14 protein-coding genes are annotated in these 18,218 nt (G+C 59.3%); 6 read left to right on the top strand and 8 right to left on the bottom strand.

The window, feature by feature from the left end:
• Positions 1-146 precede the first annotated feature (146 nt).
• The 4 genes from CRO59_RS11745 (at position 147) to CRO59_RS11760 (ending at position 6,064) form a co-directional block, all read left to right on the top strand.
• A complete protein-coding gene (locus CRO59_RS11745) occupies positions 147-4,904 on the top strand; it encodes an RHS repeat-associated core domain-containing protein (protein WP_097093086.1) in 4,758 nt (1,585 codons plus the stop codon).
• Positions 4,905-4,908: 4 nt separating this feature from the next.
• A complete protein-coding gene (locus tag CRO59_RS11750) occupies positions 4,909-5,319 on the top strand; it encodes a hypothetical protein (protein ID WP_096797032.1) in 411 nt (136 codons plus the stop codon).
• Between the two features lie 158 nt (positions 5,320-5,477).
• Complete coding sequence (locus CRO59_RS11755; RefSeq protein ID WP_245223432.1) at positions 5,478-5,648, top strand: hypothetical protein; 171 nt, start codon at positions 5,478-5,480, stop codon at positions 5,646-5,648.
• Positions 5,648-6,064 carry a hypothetical protein gene (locus CRO59_RS11760; RefSeq protein WP_027613364.1) on the top strand — a complete coding sequence of 139 codons (417 nt, stop codon included), beginning with the start codon at positions 5,648-5,650 and terminating at the stop codon, positions 6,062-6,064. Before CRO59_RS11755 ends, CRO59_RS11760 begins: the two co-directional genes overlap by 1 nt.
• A gap of 87 nt (positions 6,065-6,151) precedes the next feature.
• On the opposite strand, the gene CRO59_RS11765 is transcribed toward CRO59_RS11760, so the two are convergent.
• Together CRO59_RS11765 and CRO59_RS11770 are read right to left on the bottom strand one after the other, a co-directional pair.
• Positions 6,152-7,942 (bottom strand): bifunctional diguanylate cyclase/phosphodiesterase, encoded by a 1,791-nt coding sequence (locus CRO59_RS11765; RefSeq protein WP_096797030.1) that lies wholly within the window; start codon positions 7,940-7,942, stop codon positions 6,152-6,154.
• A gap of 133 nt (positions 7,943-8,075) precedes the next feature.
• Positions 8,076-10,160, bottom strand: coding sequence for a carboxy terminal-processing peptidase (locus CRO59_RS11770; protein ID WP_167734107.1), 2,085 nt, complete (start codon positions 10,158-10,160; stop codon positions 8,076-8,078).
• A gap of 138 nt (positions 10,161-10,298) precedes the next feature.
• Between CRO59_RS11770 and CRO59_RS11775 the strand changes: the two genes are divergently transcribed.
• Positions 10,299-11,261 carry a zinc-binding dehydrogenase gene (locus tag CRO59_RS11775; protein ID WP_097087540.1) on the top strand — a complete coding sequence of 321 codons (963 nt, stop codon included), beginning with the start codon at positions 10,299-10,301 and terminating at the stop codon, positions 11,259-11,261.
• Positions 11,262-11,376: 115 nt separating this feature from the next.
• On the opposite strand, the gene CRO59_RS11780 is transcribed toward CRO59_RS11775, so the two are convergent.
• From CRO59_RS11780 to CRO59_RS11805, 6 genes are all read right to left on the bottom strand, one after another.
• Positions 11,377-12,030: an HAD family phosphatase gene (locus tag CRO59_RS11780; RefSeq protein WP_097087541.1), complete on the bottom strand. Its 654-nt coding sequence runs from the start codon at positions 12,028-12,030 to the stop codon at positions 11,377-11,379.
• Positions 12,031-12,064: 34 nt separating this feature from the next.
• Entirely contained in the window at positions 12,065-13,054 is a 990-nt protein-coding gene (locus CRO59_RS11785) for an ABC transporter ATP-binding protein (protein ID WP_097087543.1), read from the bottom strand.
• Positions 13,051-13,851, bottom strand: coding sequence for an ABC transporter permease (locus CRO59_RS11790; RefSeq protein WP_007965346.1), 801 nt, complete (start codon positions 13,849-13,851; stop codon positions 13,051-13,053). The genes CRO59_RS11785 and CRO59_RS11790 overlap by 4 nt, the downstream gene beginning before the upstream one ends.
• Positions 13,838-14,674 (bottom strand): ABC transporter permease subunit, encoded by an 837-nt coding sequence (locus CRO59_RS11795; RefSeq protein WP_163005303.1) that lies wholly within the window; start codon positions 14,672-14,674, stop codon positions 13,838-13,840. Before CRO59_RS11795 ends, CRO59_RS11790 begins: the two co-directional genes overlap by 14 nt.
• A gap of 5 nt (positions 14,675-14,679) precedes the next feature.
• The gene (locus tag CRO59_RS11800; protein WP_097087545.1) at positions 14,680-15,486 is read right to left on the bottom strand and encodes an alkaline phosphatase family protein; all 807 of its coding nucleotides are present in this window, start codon (positions 15,484-15,486) and stop codon (positions 14,680-14,682) included.
• Positions 15,487-15,667: 181 nt separating this feature from the next.
• Entirely contained in the window at positions 15,668-16,735 is a 1,068-nt protein-coding gene (locus tag CRO59_RS11805; protein WP_027613356.1) for an ABC transporter substrate-binding protein, read from the bottom strand.
• Positions 16,736-17,087: 352 nt separating this feature from the next.
• Between CRO59_RS11805 and CRO59_RS11810 the strand changes: the two genes are divergently transcribed.
• Entirely contained in the window at positions 17,088-17,801 is a 714-nt protein-coding gene (locus CRO59_RS11810) for a UTRA domain-containing protein (protein WP_097087546.1), read from the top strand.
• The last annotated feature ends 417 nt before the right edge of the window (positions 17,802-18,218 follow it).

The raw sequence follows: 18,218 nt of genomic DNA on the forward strand, positions 1-18,218 counted from the left end.
TGCGGATTAGTCCTACAGCAAACACCTACTCGCCTGACTTCTTTCCTGATTGATCCCCCGCAAAGTCCCCGCGCCTAATTTTTGCGCGAGGGAACGCTCATGTTTGACCCGGTTTTTCATTCCACCCCGCATCGTCGCGTGCGCTGATGGAAGCCGTCAGCCGTATCGAGCAGGAACTCGACAGCTTCCCCGACACCCTCAGCCTCTATCGCCAGCAGCTTGAACATTGGTTCAGCAGAGCGGCCGATCAGGTCAGCCATGCGGCGGATTTGCCGTCGCTGATGGGCATGGAGCGGATCATCCGTTTCGGTGATCGCATCACCGCTGTCAGCACAGGAGACAGTGAGTTTGCCTCCGGCGTCGTGCAGTGCCCGAAAAGCGGGGTGCTGACGATCGAGAGCAAGTTCGAGTCGGTGTACGACATTCCGCTGGGCGACATCGTGGTGGATGTGGTCGCGGTGGATGATGGCCAAACCTCCCCCGTCGCACTGGATGCGCAAGGCCGGGGAACATTCAGCGGTACGCCAGGCAAGTTCTATCGCGTGCAGGTGCACAGCGACGTTACCCCGGAGCAGATCGAGGCACTGTTCCAGTCCTACGACGGCTTGACCGGCGAGCTGGATGGCTGGTTGCGCAGCGAGTGGCAGGGGTTCAAGCCGCAGTGGTCGCAGTCGGTGGCGACGGCGGCGGGCAACGGCATGCTCGCCGGGAGCTGGGCGGCGATCGAGGGGGTATGGGACAGCATCGGCATGCTGTCGGAGATTCTCAAGGATCCAGGCGCATTTGCCGAGCGGCTGGGAAGCGGCGCGGCTGATCTGATTCATCTCGCAGAATCAGCTCCGGATGTCATGCAGAAACTGCAGTTGCTGGTCAGTGATGAAGCGGCGCTGTGTTTGCTGTTGCGTGCGGCGAGTCTCTGGCTGGAGATGCTGCCGCCCAGCCAGATCGCCGGCAAAACCGCTGAAACGGCGTCGATGATGATCGTGCAGGTGCTGATCGATGTGCTGATCGGCGTTGTGTTGACATTCGTCGGGGCTGGCGCCGGGATCGCTTATCTGACGCTACGCCTGGCGGATCGCGCCGCCCAGTTGCTCTCGGTTGTGAAACGCCTGGTCAAGGCGATGTTCGGCATCGTCAACACGTTCATCCATTACGTCGATCAATACAAAACTGTCGCCGCGCGGGGCATTGCCGCCGGGGTGAAAAAGGGCCGCATGCAATTGCGCTGGGATGCGAAGCGCAATGCCGCCCTGAAGAAAAACGAGCATCACGATAACGCTCCCGATCAAGCGAAAAACCCCAACGGCGACAGCGCCGACTGCGCGCCGCTGACCTGCACCAACGGCTGTCCGGTGTCGATAGTCACCGGTGAAGAACTGCTGACCCTGACCGACGGCACGCTCGATGGGGTGTTGCCGTTCGAGTTCACCCGGTTGTACCGCACCAGCGCGGTGGAGGTTGATGTCGGGCTGGGGTTTGGCTGGAGCCATTCGCTGGCGCATCGGCTGGAGTTCGATGGCGAGGCGGTGATCTGGGTCGATCACGAGAACCGCCGCACGCGGTTTCCGTTGCCCAGCGTGGAGCGCCCGCAGATTCACAACAGCCTGTCGCGGGCGGCGATTTTTCTCGGGGATGAACCCGAGGAACTAATCCTCGCGCTGGCCGGGGATACAGCGCGGTTTTATCACTTTCGTGCCGGGCGGCTGGTGGCGGTCAGTGATGCGTATGGCAATCGGCTGACGGTGCATCGCGATCATCAACAGCGGGTTTTCCGCCTGGACAATGGCGCGGGTCGGTCGCTGCTGTTGCGTTATGACCGGGCGCATCTGGTGGCGGTTGATTACCAGGTGCTTGAGGCTGATGGCTGGCGCACCGAGCAAACGCTGGTCAGTTATTGCTACGACGCGCGTCAGCGTTTGTTGGCTGCGACCAACGCCGTCGGTGACAGCGAGCGTTACGACTACGACGATCAGCACGTCATCCTGCAGCGGCAACTGACCGGCGGCGCGAGCTTCTTCTGGGAATGGGAACGCTCGGGCAAGGCGGCGCGCTGCGTGCGCCACTGGGCGTCGTTCGCGCAGATGGACACCCGTTACGTCTGGGCCGATGACGGCAGCGTCGCGGTGCACTACGTCGATGGCAGCGAAGAAACCTACGTCCACGACGACAGCGCACGGCTGGTGCGCAAGGTCGAGGCCGATGGCGGTGAGCACCTCAAGGCCTATGACGACCAGGGCCGGCTGATCGCCGAGCAGGATCCGCTGGGCGCGGTCACCGAATACCGCTACGACGACGTCGGACGGCTGATCGCGCTGCTTCCGCCGGACGATGAGCCAACGTCCTACGAGTACCGCAACGGTTTCCTGCACAGCCGTTCTCGCGGCGAGGCGGTGTGGACGTTTCGGCGCAACGCCGAGGGCGATGTCACCGAGACGGTCGATCCCGACGGACAGGTCACCCATTACTACTACGACACGCGCGGGCAGTTGCTGTCGATCCGCTACCCGGACAGCAGCAGGCACAAGTTGTCGTGGAACGACCTCGGGCAACTGATCGAGGAAACCCTGCCCGACGGTGGAGTACGGCGCTTTTCCTACGACGAGCGGGGGCGACGGACGACCACTTGCGACGAATACGGCGCGATCACCCGTCAGCAGTGGGATGCGGTTGGCCGACTAATTCAAACGACATTTCCTACAGGCGCCACCCGCGCCTACAGCTATGGCGCTTACGGCCAAGTCACTGCCGAACGCGACGAACTCGGGCGCATCACCCGCTACGAGTATGACGACGACCTGCACCTCGTCTCGCGCAAGATCAACCCCGACGGCACGCGGGTGCAGTACCGCTACGACCATGCGCAGTTGTTGCTCACGGAAATCGAGAACGAATCCGGGGAAAAGTACCGCCTGGACTACACGCCAACCGGATTGATCCGACAGGAAACCGGCGTCGACGGCCGGCGCACCGCCTACGCCTACGACCGCAACGGGCACCTGCTGGAAAAAACCGAGTTCGGCGATGACGGCTCGACGCTGGTCACCACCTACGCGCGTGATGCGGCCGGGCGCTTGCTGCTCAAAACCCTGCCCGACGGGGTTGAGGTGGCTTACACCTACGACCGACTGGGCCGTTTGACCGGGGTTGATGACGGCCAGCAACATCCACTGGCCTTCGAATACGACCGGCAGGACCGGCTGATCACCGAGCATCAGGGCTGGGGCACCCTGCGTTACACCTACGACGCCTGCGGCCAGCTCAAGCGCCAGCGTCTGCCGGACAACAGCAAGCTCGACTATCACTACGCCAAGGGCGGCGCGCTGACCGCCATCGACCTCAATGGCACGCGGCTGACCAGCCATCAGTTTGAATGCGGTCGTGAGCAACAACGCCAGCAAGGCCTGCTGCTCAGCGATTATGCCTACGACGATCAGGGACGTTTACTCGCCCACGCTGTAGGCCATCAGCACGACTCGCTGTATCGCCGGGATTATGCCTACAGCGCCAACGGCAACCTCGAGCACATCGCCGACAGCCGCCACGGCCAGCGCACCTACGGCTACGACGCCCTCGACCGCTTGATCCGCGTCCGCCACTCGCGCGACGAACTACCCGAATCCTTCGCCCACGACCCAGCCGGCAACCTGCTGATGCAAGATCGCCCCGGCCCGACCCGGATCAAGGGCAATCGCCTGCTGATGCAGGGCGACCGCCATTACGACTACGACGCCTTCGGCAACCTGATCCGCGAACGCCGTGGCCGCGACCAGCAACTCGTCACCGAATACCGCTACGACTGCCAGCACCGCCTGATCGGCCTGACCCGCGCCGACGGCCAAACCGCGACCTACCAATACGACGCCTTCGGCCGACGCATCCGCAAAACCGTCGACGGCCAGACCACCGAATTCTTCTGGCAAGGCGACCACCTCGTCGCCGAAAGCAGCAAAACCCACCACCGCAGCTACGTCTACGAACCCGGCACCTTCCGCCCCCTGGCGCTGCTCGACGGCAAAGGCCCGAAACGCGCTTGCCCGTTCTACTACCAACTCGACCACCTCGGCACGCCGCAGGAACTCACCGACTACAGCGGCGAAATCGTCTGGTCGGCGCAATACGACGCCTACGGCAAGGTGTCGGCGATCACCCTCGCGGGCGAGGACTACCTGGACCAGCCGCTGCGCTTTCAGGGGCAGTATTTCGATGCGGAAAGCGGGCTGCATTACAACCGGCATCGGTATTACGACCCGAGGTTGGGGCGGTATTTGACGCCGGATCCCATCAAGTTGGCGGGTGGGTTGAATCAGTACCAGTACGTGCCGAATCCGACGGGGTGGGTGGATCCGTTGGGGTTGAACTCTAACTGCCCGCCGCCGAATAGGCCGGGCTGTACGGTACCTGGTGCGAGTGATGGAGCTAAGGTTGATGAAGAAGAGCCTGAACTTCCGAAGCCGAAATTAAGCGCAAGAGAGGCCGCGAAGAAAGAGGTTGAGAGGTTAAATGACAGTCAGGGGATGCACATGGTTGGTAAGCATGGCCCTGAGCTGCCAAATGAAAAATTTAAAAAAAGGGCTATTGATGGGACGGACCCGATTACGGGTCAACCAAGAAGAGGTCGAAATGCTGGTGTAGGTAATCCGAGCTCCAGATTTTACAGTTGGGAAATAATGCTTGAAGCCTATGTTCTCGCGACCACCAGGGTTGAACGCGGACTCCCTCGTTTCACCGGACAGGATAGTCAGGGAGCTAACGTTGTAAAAATGAGGCTTCCTAACGCTGGGGAAGGTTATAAGCCAAATAGAAGGGATAAAGAAAACCCTCGATTAATTACCAATATGGGAGGGTTCGAAATGAAGTTCGACCCCATAACAAACCTACCATTTACTCTTTATCCAACGGAGTGATTTTATGTACATTGATCCTGAAACGTCGAAGCCTTATCTACCGACCCCAGCATATTTTTTGTGTTGTTTTGATGTGTATGATCGCGAAGAAACCTTGGGGGTGGAGCTTGAAAGATATAATCCGAACACAGTCGTAGATAGGGAGGAACTTATTTTAAAGTATTGCATACCTATGAATAGGTCGTATCGTCAAAAATTTTTGCTTGTGGAGTGTCTCAAGTTTGCGTTGCAAGACGAGAGGTACGATTTTAGATCCTTATTCCAGTATGATCCTGAGGCTTATTGTTCATTTCCGGATGGTTGGGATGAAATGGTCGATTCAAGGGTTTTTTTTGAAGATATATATCGGATAGCTATGGTTGAATGGGGTGCCGAGTTGAAGAAGGCTGGTTTGGAAGATCAAGCTACTTGGTAAGTGCGTTAGCTGATGATGCTGGTGTGGAGTGGTAATAGAAGATGTTCAGAGGTGTTTACAGTTCGCGGTTTTTAACCCATCGAGCGCAGTTGAATGCTTTAAATGAAGCGATGACAAGAGAGGCACGGAAGATGTCGCGATTCACGGGAGAAGACAGCATGGGTAATTTGGTTGTGAGAATGGCTGCCGAAAATGTGGGGGAAGGGTACGAACCTAACCCATCAGATCCATCAGAACCCCGCTACATTCAAAAAATGAATGGGTTTGAAATGAAATTTGACTTTGAAACATTGCAACCTTTCGCTCTATATCCGGTGGAGCACGTTTGATGTTGATGCATCCCTATCTTGATGTTCCATACAGCCCTAAGTTGAAGCACTTTCTTGGTGGGTTTGATATATACGATCGCGAAGAGACGCTGGGCGCAGAGTTGGCAGAGTACGATCCTGAGTGTCCTTCAGATAGAGCGGAATTAATTTATAAATTTATTGTGAGAAGATTTTCGGGTTTGACTCATCGGCACAAGTTTGTCTTGTTTTTTGTATTGGGTGAGGCTCTGGATGGCGAAGCGAGTAAGCTCTCTGAGGTTTTTAAACATGATCCTTTTTCTCATTCATTGCTTCCACTTGGCTGGAATGAAATAAAAGATCCCAGGAGTTTTTTTGAGCATGTGTACTCTATTCTCTCCGAAGTTTGGATTGATGAGTTGTATCTCGCCAGTCAGGAAGACTGCTCCACGTGGTAGCCGGCATTAGAAGCGGAATCTTGAGTGATGCTACTGGCCCCTTCGCGAGCAAGCCCGCTCCCACAGGGGATGATGTTGTTTGGAGAGTCAGCGTTGGCCAATCAGTTGCGGCAGTTGAAGGTCGGCAGCAGCAAGGCTATCAATCACATGCACACTATACCCCGGAACATTCTTCGCATGATGCTTCGCCTGCGAAGCCATTTCCGCGAGTTGGCTGGCATCCAGTTCTGCGCAGGCCTCGGGTTGCAGGTGGACTACGCCGATCGATAACGATAGAAGTGGAAACTCCTGCCGCACACCCTGGCGATTCGGCGCGATGAAGCAGCCGGCCTCAAGATGCTCAGGGCGATAGAAGCGGCGGCATTGGCTCTGGAAGTCGTCGAGCAGTTGGTTGAGGCGTTTGCGCCAGTCTTCCGGGCCGAGTACCAGAAGGAAGTCGTCGCCGCCGATGTGGCCGACGAAGTCGCGGGACGGGTCGACGCGTTCGTTCAGACATTGCGCCAGGCACAGCAGGACTTCGTCGCCACGGCCGTAGCCGTAGATGTCGTTGAAGGGTTTGAAGCTGTCGATGTCGACGTAGCAGATGATCGATTCGCGGCCCTGTTGCAGCAGGCGGGTCAGGCATTGCTGGATCGGCACGTTGCCGGGCAGCAGGGTCAGTGGGTTGGCGTAGCGGGCCTGCTGGATTTTCAGTTCGGTGATCAGTTTGAGCACGTCGATCACCCGACCGAGGCCGAGATAACCGCCGTTGAGGGTGATGATGAAATCTTCTTCGATGCGCTGCCGGGCGCGGCTGGTGATCAGGCGGCTGACCTGTTGCAGCGACTGGCTCATTTCCACGGCGAGGAAGTCGTCGTTCATCAGGCGGCTGATCGGTTTGCGTGCGAACAGGTCGGTGGCGAACGGTTTGAGAAGTGCGTCGGACAACGAATGGCGATGGACGATGCCGCACGGCTGGCCCTGTTCGTCGAGCACCGCCAGTGAGTTCAGATTGGCCTGGCGGCGGAAAGCTTCCAGCACCGTGGCGGTCGGTGTGTCGCGATGCACCGCCGGTTGGTCGTTGAGCAGGGCGCTGAGGTCGCTGCCTTCGTCGTTCAATGCCACGGCGCTGCTGTCGTGTTTCGGCATCAAGGCCCGGGCATCGCGGGGCGGATGCTCCTGTGGACGACCGAGCAGATAACCCTGCACCAGATCGACGCCCATCTCGGTCAGCACTGCCAGTTCTTCCGGCAACTCGATCCCCTCGGCAATCACCTGCGCCCGCGAGGCCTTGGCGATTTGCAGGATCGAGCCGACGAACTCGCGTTTCAATGCGTCCTGATGGATGCCGTCGATGAAGTGGCGGTCGATTTTCACATAGTCCGGACGCAGCTCCGACCATAGACGCAAGCTCGAATAGCCGGCACCCAAGTCATCCAGTGCAATCGAAAATCCCATCGCCCGATAGTGATGCAGCGCGGTTTGCAGCAACTGGAAATCGTCGATTGGCGTCTGTTCGGTGAGTTCGATCACTACTTGGCTGGGTGGAATACCGAAGTCTTGCAGCAGTTGCAGGGTCCGCCCCGGTTGGTGCGCGGCTTCGAGCAGGGATTCCGGTGAAACGTTGAGGAACAGCTTGCCCGGCAGTTGCTGCTCGTTGAAACGACGGCAGGCAGACTGGCGGCAGGCAATCTCCAGTTCACTCAAACGGCCGGCTTGACGCGCCACCGCGAACAACGCGATAGGCGAGTGCAGAGGGCTGTTGGACGGGCCACGGGTGAGGGCTTCGTAGCCGAGAATACGACGCTCGGAGAGACAGATGATCGGCTGGAACAGGCTGTGCAAACCGCTTTGAGTCAGGATCGAGCTCAAGGCACTCAGCTGTTCGGTCGTGGTCATGGCAATCTCTGGCGATAAAAAAAGGACTGGTAGCGCTCTTGCTTGAAGAGGCGCTCCCAGTCCTTTATTTCACGACAGAATGATGACTGTTTGATGACGCTCCGGGGAGCGTCACCACTAAATTGCCATCATCTTACTTTTTGGCCACCTGATTGCTCAGCTTCAGGTAATCCAGCAGCACGCGCCCGGTTTCGCTCAGGTAGGCGTCGTCTTCCGGTTTGACCTTGTCCGGCTCAGCTGCAGCCAGCGCGTCTTCATCTTCTTTCTTCAGCTCTTTGAGCGGTTCTTCGCCTTTGGCTTTGCGACGGATGTTTTCCATGGCCAGTTGCTTGGCATCGATGTCCGCATGCTGGGCACGGCGGTCGGCTTCGTTGAGGCTGACGGTTTTTTCTTCCATCAGCTTCTGCGCCAGGGCCAGCTTGTCACGGATGAACACGAACTCGGCATCTTTGGCGCTGCGTGCGTCATGCTCGGACTTGAGCTGCGCCAGGTACGGCTTGAACGGATCGGAGGCCGGCTTGATCGCTGCCTTGATGGTATCCCACGGCATGGCTTCCGGCAGGGCGCTTTCGCCGATTTCCTTGGTGTCGATGATCGATGGGTAGTCGATGTCCGGCAGTACGCCCTGATGCTGGGTGCTCTGCCCGGAAACCCGGTAGAACTTGGCCAGGGTCAGTTTCAGTTCGCCATGGTTCAGCGGCTGAATGGTCTGCACGGTGCCTTTGCCGAAGGTCTGGCCACCGATGATCAATGCACGATGGTAGTCCTGCATGGCGCCGGCGAAGATCTCCGAAGCCGAGGCGGACAGGCGGTTGACCAACAGTGCCATCGGGCCTTTGTAGAACGCGCCCGGGTTTTCATCTTCCAGCACATCGACGCGGCCATCGGCGTTACGCACGAGTACGGTCGGGCCTTTGTCGATGAACAGGCTGGTCAGCTCGGTGGCTTCCTGCAGGGAGCCGCCGCCGTTGTTGCGCAGGTCGATGACCACGCCGTCGACTTTCTCTTTCTGCAGTTCGGTCAGCAGTTTCTTGACGTCACGGGTGGTGCTCTTGTAGTCCGGATCACCGGCACGGAACGCCTTGAAGTCGAGGTAGAACGCCGGGATCTCGATGATGCCGAGCTTGTAGTCCTTGCCGTCCTGTTTCAGGTTCAGCACGGATTTTTTCACTGCCTGGTCTTCAAGCTTCACCGCTTCGCGAGTGATCGGCACGATCTTGCTGGTCTGGTCGTTCGGCGCATTGCTGGCCGGAATCACTTCCAGGCGCACCACGGTGCCTTTCGGGCCGCGGATCAGCTTGACCACTTCGTCCAGGCGCCAGCCCACCACGTCAACCATCTCTTTGTTGCCCTGGGCAACGCCGATGATCTTGTCGGCCGGTGCAACCTGCTTGGTCTTGTCGGCCGGGCCTGCCGGCACCAGGCGCACGACTTTCACTTGATCGTTGTCGCTCTGCAACACGGCGCCGATGCCCTCGAGGGACAGGCTCATGTTGATGTCGAAGTTCTCCGCGTTATCCGGCGACAGATAGTTGGTGTGCGGGTCGTAGGACATGGCGAAGGTGTTGATGTACGCCTGGAAGATGTCTTCCGCACGAGTCTGGTCCAGGCGCGCCAACTGGTTCTTGTAGCGCTTGGTCAGGGTTTCCTGGATCTGCTTGGAATCCTTGCCGGCGATCTTCTGCCGCAGCACTTCGTCCTTGACGCGTTTGCGCCACAGGTCGTCGAGTTCAGCGGTGGATTTGAGCCAAGGGGCGTCCTTGCGATCGATCAGCAAGGTTTCCTTGGTGGTGAAGTCCATCTTGTCGACGCCCTTGTTCAGCTCCGCAATGGCGAAGTCCAGGCGCGCCTTGACGCGGTCCAGATAGCGCTTGTAGATGGTGAACCCGGCGTTGAGGTCGCCGCTTTTGAGGAAGTCGTCGAACTGGGTCTTCCACTTGTCGAATTCGGCGATGTCGCTGGCCATGAAGTAGCTGCGCGACGGGTCCAGCAGCTTGATGTAGCTGTCGTAGATGATCACCGAGCGCGCATCGTCGAGCGGCGGCTTGCTGTAGTGGTGACGCTTGAGCAACTCGACGACGTTGAGGCTGGCGATCACTTCGTCGCGATCCGGCTGCAACTTGTCCCAGCTGTTGGCTGCGAATGTAGTGCCCGACACCGGCAACAAGCCGATACCGATGAAAAGAGCGAGGGCGGTGCTGGGGAGCAAATGCTTCATGCTGATTCGACGCGGGGACAATTGATAACGCATATTAGGCCGTCTTTGAAGTCGCCGGTTCTACGAGAGCCGGTCGCATAATGCAAAAAGCCCGGCGCTACAGCTTCGGGCTCAGTCCAGACTCACTATGGAGGCACTGTGAAGGCATTGCAAGGCGTTGAAGGTCAAGTGGCATGGCTTGAAGAGCCGAGTCCGGCATGTGACGTAGGACAAGTGCGCATTCGCGTGGCGGCTGCGGGCCTCAATCGCGCCGATTTATTACAGAAAGCCGGGCTTTATCCACCGCCGCCGGGCGCCAGTCAGGTGCTCGGTCTGGAGTGTTCCGGGGTGATCAGCGAAGTCGGCGCCGGCTCGTCCTGGCAGGTCGGCGACCGGGTCTGCGCCTTGCTGGCCGGGGGCGGAATGGCCGAGGAGGTGGTGGTCGATGGACGGCACGTGCTGCCGGTGCCCGAGGGTGTTTCGTTGATCGAGGCCGCGGCATTACCCGAGGTTTATGCAACGGTCTGGCTCAACGTGTTTCAACTGGCGGCGCTGAAACCCGGCGAGAAGGTTCTCCTGCACGCCGGGGCCAGTGGAATTGGTTCAGCCGCCATTCAGCTGTGCAAGGCGTTCGGCAATCCCTGTTGGGTCAGCGTCGGGTCGGCTGAGCGATTGGCCTACTGTGAGGCGCTGGGAGCCCAGGGCGGCGTGGTGCGCACCGATGATCTGGAAAGCCTGCGCGACTTCGGGCCGTTTGACGTGATCCTTGATCCGGTCGGCGGCAACTATGCGGCACTGAACCTCAAGCTGACGGCGCTGGACGGACGCTGGGTACTGATCGGCCTGATGGGCGGACGTGAGGCGAAACTGGACCTGGCACAGGTACTGGCCAAGCGCGTGCAGTTGCTCGGTTCGACGTTGCGCAGTCGCGACGATCAGTTCAAGGCCGACCTGTTCAGCGATTTGAGCCAGCATGTGTGGCCGCTGTTTGCCGAAGGGCGGTTGAGTCCGCAATTGGCGAAAACCTTCCCGGTGAAAGACGCCGAAGCGGCGTTTGCCGAGCTGGCGAGTAATACGGTGTCGGGGAAAGTGGTGCTGGTGATTGACGACAGTCTGAGCTGAAAACACAAACCCCTGTGGGAGCGGGCTTGCTCGCGAAAGCGGTGAATCAGACACGAATTTATCGACTGACACTCCGCCTTCGCGAGCAAGCCCGCTCCCACAGTTGGATCTATGTTTACTTCCAGAGATGGATCGGCCAGCCGGATTTTTCGGCATGCTCCAGCAGCGCCGGATCCGGATTCACCACATGCGGGAAATCCACCTTCAGCAGCAACGGCAAGTCATTGCGTGAGTCGGAGTAGAAACTCGCGCCTTCCAGATTCTCTTCCTCGGCGTCCAGCCATTCCAGCAGGCGAGTGATCTTGCCTTCGCGGTAGGTCAGCGTGCCGACGGTCTGGCCAGTGTAAACGCCGTGCGCAACGTCCAGTTCGATGCCGAGAATTTCGTCGATGCCCAGGCGCTCGGCGATCGGTTTGACCAGGTGCGTGCCGGAAGCCGAGATCACCAGAATCCGGTCGCCGGCCTTGCGGTGGGCGGCGATGGTTTTGGTCGCGTCGCTGAAGATGATCGGTTCGATGAAGTCTTCCACCCATGGGCCGACCAGGTGTTCGACCTCTTCCGGGGTGCGCCCGATCATCGGTTCGAGGCTGAATTCCATGTACTCTTCCATGCGCAATTTGCCATGGCTGTAGGCGTCCATCAGCTCGTTGTTCTTGCGCATGAACGACTCGGGATCGACCCAGCCCAGGCGCCCCATCTGCTCGCTCCAGAGGGTGGCGCAGTCGCCGTGGATCAGGGTTTCGTCCAGATCAAAAATTGCCAGGGCCATCAGTGCAGTTCTCTCTTCAACGTCAGCAAAGTCATCAGGCTACCTCACACAGGGCCGTCGGATCGATGGAAAGCGCCAGACGCTGACCGTCGGGATGCAGATCCGCCGCCGAGCGGTTGAGCACGTCCACCACCAGTTCCACGCCACGCGCCTCGACTCGATAGCGGATCACGTTACCGAGCAGGCTGTGGCTGCGGATCTGTGCATCGAGTTCGCCATTGAGGCTCAGTTCGATGGCTTCCGGGCGAATCGCGATGCGGTGGTTGATCGGCCGTTGCAACAGCTTCGAGGCGCTGTCGGCGTCAAGCAAGTTGTAGTTGCCGATGAAGCCTGCGGCGAAGACATCGACCGGTGCGGTGTAGAGGGTTTCGGCATCGCCGCTCTGCACGATCTTCCCTTGGTTCATCAGGAAAATCCGGTCGGACATGGTCAATGCTTCTTCCTGGTCGTGGGTGACGAAAATCGTGGTCAGGCCGAGTTCGCGCTGGATCTGTCGGATCTGTTCACGCAGGTGTTTGCGGATACGCGCATCCAGCGCCGACAGCGGTTCATCCAGCAGTAACAGGCGTGGACGGGTCACCAGCGAGCGGGCGAGGGCCACGCGTTGACACTGGCCGCCGGAGAGCTGATGCGGATAACGGCTGGCGAAGTCGTTGAGCTCAACCATTTTCAGCACCTCGGCGACACGTTTGTGGCTGTCGTCGGCATTGACCTTTTGCATGCGCAGGCCGAAGGCGACGTTCTGTTCGACGGTCATGTTGGGGAACAGCGCGTAGCTTTGGAACACCATGCCGATCCCGCGTTTCTGCGGGCTCAGCGGCACGATGTCGACGCCATCAAGCAGGATCTTGCCGCCATCCACCGGCGTCAGCCCGGCTATGCAGCGCAGCAGCGTGGACTTGCCGCAACCCGATGGGCCGAGGAGGGTGACGAATTCACCCTTGTTGATCTCGCAGTTGATGTCGCTGAACACGGTCGTGCCCGCGTAGTTTTTCTGCAGGTGTTGGACGCTGACATAGCTCATTCGCTTTTGTCCTTGTTCAAGATGTTGGCGATCCAGGTCAGGACCAGCACGAAAAAGAAGTACGAGATCACCAGCGCACTGGTGAAGTGGCCGCTGCTGTTGCGCATGTTGTTCAGGTACACCTGCAGGGTTTCGTAGCGCGTGCCAACGAGGATGTTGGCGAACACGAACTCACCGAACAGGAACGAGAACGACAGCAGTAACGCGACCATCAGGCCCTTGCGCAGGTTCGGCAGCACCACCAGAAATGCCGCCTGAAAGGTGCTGGCGCCGAGCAGTTGCGCAGCGTCCATCAGGTCGCGCAGGTTGATCGCCTGCAGGTTGTTGGTGATCGCCCGGTACATGAACGGCAGCGCCACGGTGAAGTAGCAACCGATCAGAATCCACGGCGTGCCGACCATCGCCAGCGGCCCGGAACCGTACAGTTGCAACAGACCCACCGACGACACCACCGGCGGCACCGCGAAGGGCAGCAGGATCAGGATGTTCATCAGCGCATCGAGTTTCGGGAAGTGGTAATGCACCACGAACAGCAGCGGCAGGATCAGCACCACCGACAGCACCAGCGCGCCGACGCACACCAGCAGCGACTGGCCGAAGGCATGCAGGAAGCGCGGGTCGCTCCACAACTGGAGGTACCACTTGAAGGTGAAACCGCTGGGCAGGATGGTCGCCGACCAACTGCTGGCAATCGAGTAGATCAGCGTGCCCACCAGCGGCAGCAGCAGAATCGCGAACAGCAGATAAACCACGACGCGGTGGTAGACGCCGGCCGGGCCGGATTCAGCGCGAGACATGGTAGCTCCTCTTCAGCAGCAGTTGATGCACGACGGTGACAATGGTCATCAACGCCACCAGCACCACAGCCAGGGCGCTGGCCAGATTCGGATCGAGGGAAATGTCCCCGGAAACCATCGCCGCAATGCGGATCGGCAGCACATTGAAGTTGCCGGTGGTCAAGGCGTACACCGTGGCGTAGGCGCCGAGGGCGTTGGCCAGCAGGATCACGAAAGTGCCGAGCAGGGCCGGGGTCAGCACCGGCAGACCGATGTGGCGCCAGAACTGCCAGCCGTTGGCGCCGAGCAGCGCGGCGGACTCGCGCCAGTCTTCACGCAAGGCGTCGAACGCCGGGTAGAGCAGCAGCACGCCGAGGGGAATCTGGAAATAGGTGTAGAGGATGATCAGACCGGTTTTCGAGTACAGGTTGAAGTCCTGAATGATCCCGGCCTGCTTGAGCATGATGGTAATGCTGCCGTTGAAGCCGAGCAGGATGATGAACGCGAACGCCAGCGGCACCCCCGCGAAGTTGCTGGTCATGTTGGCGAAGGCATTCACGAAGTTGCGCAGTTTCGAGTCGACCCGGCGCAACGAATACGCACCGAGCACGGCGATGATGATGCCGAATACGCTCGACCAGAAACTGATCTCCAGGCTGTACTGAATCGCCTGCAAATAGAACTTCGAGCTGAAGATCTTGCTGAAGTTGGCGAAGCCCCAGCCGAACTCTTCCGATTGCAGGCTGTTGATCATCACCCAGACCAGCGGGGCGATTTCGAACACGATAAAGAACAGCGCGAACGGCACCAGACACAGGGCCGCCAGCCATTTGCCGCGAGTCATGGCATTCACTTGAGCAGCTCCCGGCACACAGGTTTGTCGTGAGGGACGCCGAGCAGTTCGCAGACCGTGCCGCAGATCTCGGTCTGCTTCGGCGCGGCGTCAGCATTCAGGCTGAAGGCGTTGCCGAGGACGAACAGCGGCACCTGGCGCTCTTCCGGTAGCAAGCCGTTGTGCGAGCGGTCGTTGTTCATGCCGTGATCGGCAGTCACCAGCACCTGATAATCCGCGTCGAGCCAGCCTTGCAGGTAGTCGGCGAGGATGATGTCCGCCGAGCGCGCGCTGTTGCGGTATTGCGCGGAATCGAGGCCGTGCTTGTGGCCGGCGTCGTCGATGTTCATCGGGTGGATCAGCAGGAAGTTCGGCGCATGGCGCAGGCGCAGGTGTTCCGCGTCGGCGAACAGGTGCGAATCCGGGTAGTGATCGTTCCAGTAGAAATGCCCGTGCTGGATCGGTAACGCTGGATCGTCGGTATGACGGTCGCGGGCCGCTACGAACGGTGAGCGGTTGTACAGCTCGCTGACCCAGTGATAGGCCGCTGCGGCGGTTTTCAGGCCGGCGTCGCGGGCGTAGTGATAGATGCTGCGCTGGTTGGACAGGCGCGCAACATTGTTGTGGACGATGCCGCTGTCGATCGGCGGCACGCCGGTAAGGATGCATTCGTAAAGCGGTCGGGACAGGGCCGGCAACTCGCACTCCAACTGATAGAGCGCGGCGCGTCCTGCGCCAACGTAAGCCTGCAGATGCCCCATGGCGTGACGCGCGACCTCGTAATTGAGACCGTCGAGCACGACAAGGATGACGTTGTGCTTCATAGGGGCAAAAACTCCGCGAAAACAGGAAATTTCAGATTCAACCTGGATCCCCTGTGGGAGCGGGCTTGCTCGCGAAGGCGGAGTGTCAGTCGATAGATACTTGACTGATCCACCGCCTTCGCGAGCAAGCCCGCTCCCACATTTGGATCTCCAATGGATCCAGCAGTGGGGATTTACAGGATTACTTCATCTCTACGATGACTTCTTCGTTCCACTTCTGTGGCAGGGCCTTGGAGGTTTTTTCCCAGGCGTCGGCGTCCTTGATCGGCGTGACCTTCTTGTACTGCTCGTTTGGCAGCAGCTTGGCCTTCACGTCTTCCGGCAGTTGCAGGTGTTCGGCGCGGATCGGACGAGCATTGCCGCGAGCGAGGTTGGTCTGGCCGGCGTCGCTGAAGATGTATTCGCGGGTCAGCTTGGCGGCGTTCGGGTTTTTCGCGTACTTGTTGATGATGGTGGTGTAGCCGGAAATCACCGAGCCATCCGACGGGATCAGCACCACGTAGTCATCCGGGTTGGCCATCTTGGCCTTGTAGCTCAGGCCATTGAAGTCCCAGACCACGCCGACTTCGATCTCGCCTTTTTCCATGGTGGCGATGGTCGGGTTGGCCATCGACAGGCGACCCTGCTTGGCGATGTCTGCAAACAGCAGCAGGGCCGGCTGGATGTTTTTCTCGTCGCCACCGTTGGCCAGGGCAGCGGCCAGTACGCCGTTGGCGGCTTGCGCGGCGGTGCTTACGTCACCAATGGAAACCTTGTATTTACCGCCCTTGAGGTCAGCCCATTTGGTCGGGACTTCGGAGCCGTGCAGCAGCTTCTTGTTGACGATGAAGGCGATGGTGCCGGTGTAGGCCAGTGCCCAGTTGCCGTCCTTGTCCTTGGCCCAGTCCGGGACTTGATCCCAGGTGCTTGGTTTGTACGGTTGCACCACGCCCTGCTTGACCGCGATCGGACCGAAGGCGGCGCCGACGTCGCCGATGTCGGCAGTGGCGTTGTCTTTTTCGGCGGCGAACTTGGCGATTTCCTGGGCCGAGCTCATGTCGGTGTCGATGTGTTTCAGGCCATAGGTCTTGGCCAGGTCTTCCCAGGTGCCTTTCCAGTTGGCCCAGTCATCGGGCATGCCGACGCTGTTGACGGCGCCTTCCGCTTTCGCAGCGGCTTCGAGGGTTTTCAGGTCGGTACCCGCCGCCATGGCGGAGGTGCACATTGCAATGGTCGAGCCTAACAGTGTTGCCAGGAAAAGCTGTTTCATTCCGAAGCTCCTTGGTCGTGTTCAACGCTGCGATTGCGGTTTGTGTTGGTCTAGGTCAGCAATACCTGAGCCAATTTAAGGGGGCTGGATGACACTTTGATGTCGGCGGTCGCCCGGCAGGCCTTTTATTGGCCCGGTTTCGGCGCTTGCCCGGTAAGCGTAGACCAAGGTCAAAGCCCCGGCGGACAAGGCACTTGGCCGATGTATTGCAAGTCATGAGGGCGACCGTCGGGCGGGTTTGTCATCTCTCGGTCATCTGCACTGCCTAGGCTTGCAATACAAGGAAACGGCTTGCAGGCCGTACGGTTTTTGCCCCGAAACAGTGCTGGTCTAGTCCAGATAGGTAACGTTGATGCGCGATGAGGCAACAAAAGCGGTGACAGCGATTAGTCAGGTGCTGCAGGAGCAACTTGATCACGGCCTGCTCGCGTCCGGGAGCAAGTTGCCGGCCGAGCGCAAGCTCAGTGAGTTGTTCGGCACCACGCGCATTACGGTGCGTGAGGCCTTGTTGCAGTTGGAGGCGCAGGGGCAGATCTATCGCGAGGAGCGCCGTGGCTGGTTCGTTTCGCCGCCACGTCTGGCGTACAACCTGATGCAGCGCAGTCATTTTCACGCGATGGTCAGTGCGCAGGGGCGGGTGCCGTCGACCGAGGTGATTTCGGCGCGGTTGCAGCCGGCGTCGGTGGCGGTGTGTGCGTTGTTGCAGTTGCCTGCTTTGTCGAGCGTGATTCAGATTTGTCGGTCGCGGCGGATTGACGGGCGGCTGGTTTTGTATGTGGAGCACTATCTGAATCCGCAGTATTTTCCGGGGATTCTGGGATTTGATTTGAATCAGTCGATGACCGAGCTTTATGCGCGGCATTACGATTTGCGCTATGGGCGGGTGCGGTTCGAGATTGTGCCGACGTCGTTGTCGGTGGATGCGGCGGCGGCTTTGCGGGTTTCTGTCGGGAGTCCGGGGTTACGGATTGCTCGGGTCAATTATGATCAGCATGAGCGGTTGATTGATTGTGATCTGGAGTTTTGGCGGCATGATGCGATTCACGTTGGTGTAGATGTTGTTTGACCTTGGCGGCCTTTGGGCCGACCAGGTTCTTGGGGTTTTGGGTGTATATCCGTTGCTTCGGGTGTTGCCACTGGCGGTTTCGCTTTTACAGCGAGTCCCTTTGGCAAACGCCCCAAAGGAACCAAAGGTCTGTGCCCTGACGTTCGGCCCGCTCGCTAAAGCTCGGGGTTCCTTCGCTCCGGGATCGATCCGGGCGCATCGCCTCCGGTTTGCTTCGCTGCACCTCCTCTCGATGTGTTCGACTTCGTCGAACGGTCGCTTCGCTCCCACCCCCGGATCAATCCCTCCGCTCAGCCTGCCGACGGGCCGGTGAGTCAAGATCAAGAGCTTTCGGCGAGCTGACACTCGGCCATTTGAGTGGTGAAGAGCCGGCGGTCGGCTTTTGCTTTTCTGTAGGAGTGAGCCTGCTCGCGATAG

Origin of the sequence: Pseudomonas sp. LAMO17WK12:I5, assembly GCF_900215165.1 — a bacterium.
GTDB classification, from domain to species: domain Bacteria; phylum Pseudomonadota; class Gammaproteobacteria; order Pseudomonadales; family Pseudomonadaceae; genus Aquipseudomonas; species Aquipseudomonas putida_A.

What these genes read in the sequence shown, in the direction of transcription:
- CRO59_RS11745 (WP_097093086.1), top strand. Translation starts at nt 147, where the DNA reads ATGGAAGCCGTCAGCCGTATCGAGCAGGAACTCGACAGCTTCCCCGAC.
- CRO59_RS11750 (WP_096797032.1), top strand. Translation starts at nt 4,909, where the DNA reads ATGTACATTGATCCTGAAACGTCGAAGCCTTATCTACCGACCCCAGCA.
- CRO59_RS11755 (WP_245223432.1), top strand. Translation starts at nt 5,478, where the DNA reads ATGGGTAATTTGGTTGTGAGAATGGCTGCCGAAAATGTGGGGGAAGGG.
- CRO59_RS11760 (WP_027613364.1), top strand. Translation starts at nt 5,648, where the DNA reads ATGTTGATGCATCCCTATCTTGATGTTCCATACAGCCCTAAGTTGAAG.
- CRO59_RS11765 (WP_096797030.1), bottom strand. Translation starts at nt 7,942, where the DNA reads ATGACCACGACCGAACAGCTGAGTGCCTTGAGCTCGATCCTGACTCAA.
- CRO59_RS11770 (WP_167734107.1), bottom strand. Translation starts at nt 10,160, where the DNA reads ATGAAGCATTTGCTCCCCAGCACCGCCCTCGCTCTTTTCATCGGTATC.
- CRO59_RS11780 (WP_097087541.1), bottom strand. Translation starts at nt 12,030, where the DNA reads ATGGCCCTGGCAATTTTTGATCTGGACGAAACCCTGATCCACGGCGAC.
- CRO59_RS11785 (WP_097087543.1), bottom strand. Translation starts at nt 13,054, where the DNA reads ATGAGCTATGTCAGCGTCCAACACCTGCAGAAAAACTACGCGGGCACG.
- CRO59_RS11790 (WP_007965346.1), bottom strand. Translation starts at nt 13,851, where the DNA reads ATGTCTCGCGCTGAATCCGGCCCGGCCGGCGTCTACCACCGCGTCGTG.
- CRO59_RS11795 (WP_163005303.1), bottom strand. Translation starts at nt 14,674, where the DNA reads ATGACTCGCGGCAAATGGCTGGCGGCCCTGTGTCTGGTGCCGTTCGCG.
- CRO59_RS11800 (WP_097087545.1), bottom strand. Translation starts at nt 15,486, where the DNA reads ATGAAGCACAACGTCATCCTTGTCGTGCTCGACGGTCTCAATTACGAG.
- CRO59_RS11805 (WP_027613356.1), bottom strand. Translation starts at nt 16,735, where the DNA reads ATGAAACAGCTTTTCCTGGCAACACTGTTAGGCTCGACCATTGCAATG.
- CRO59_RS11810 (WP_097087546.1), top strand. Translation starts at nt 17,088, where the DNA reads ATGCGCGATGAGGCAACAAAAGCGGTGACAGCGATTAGTCAGGTGCTG.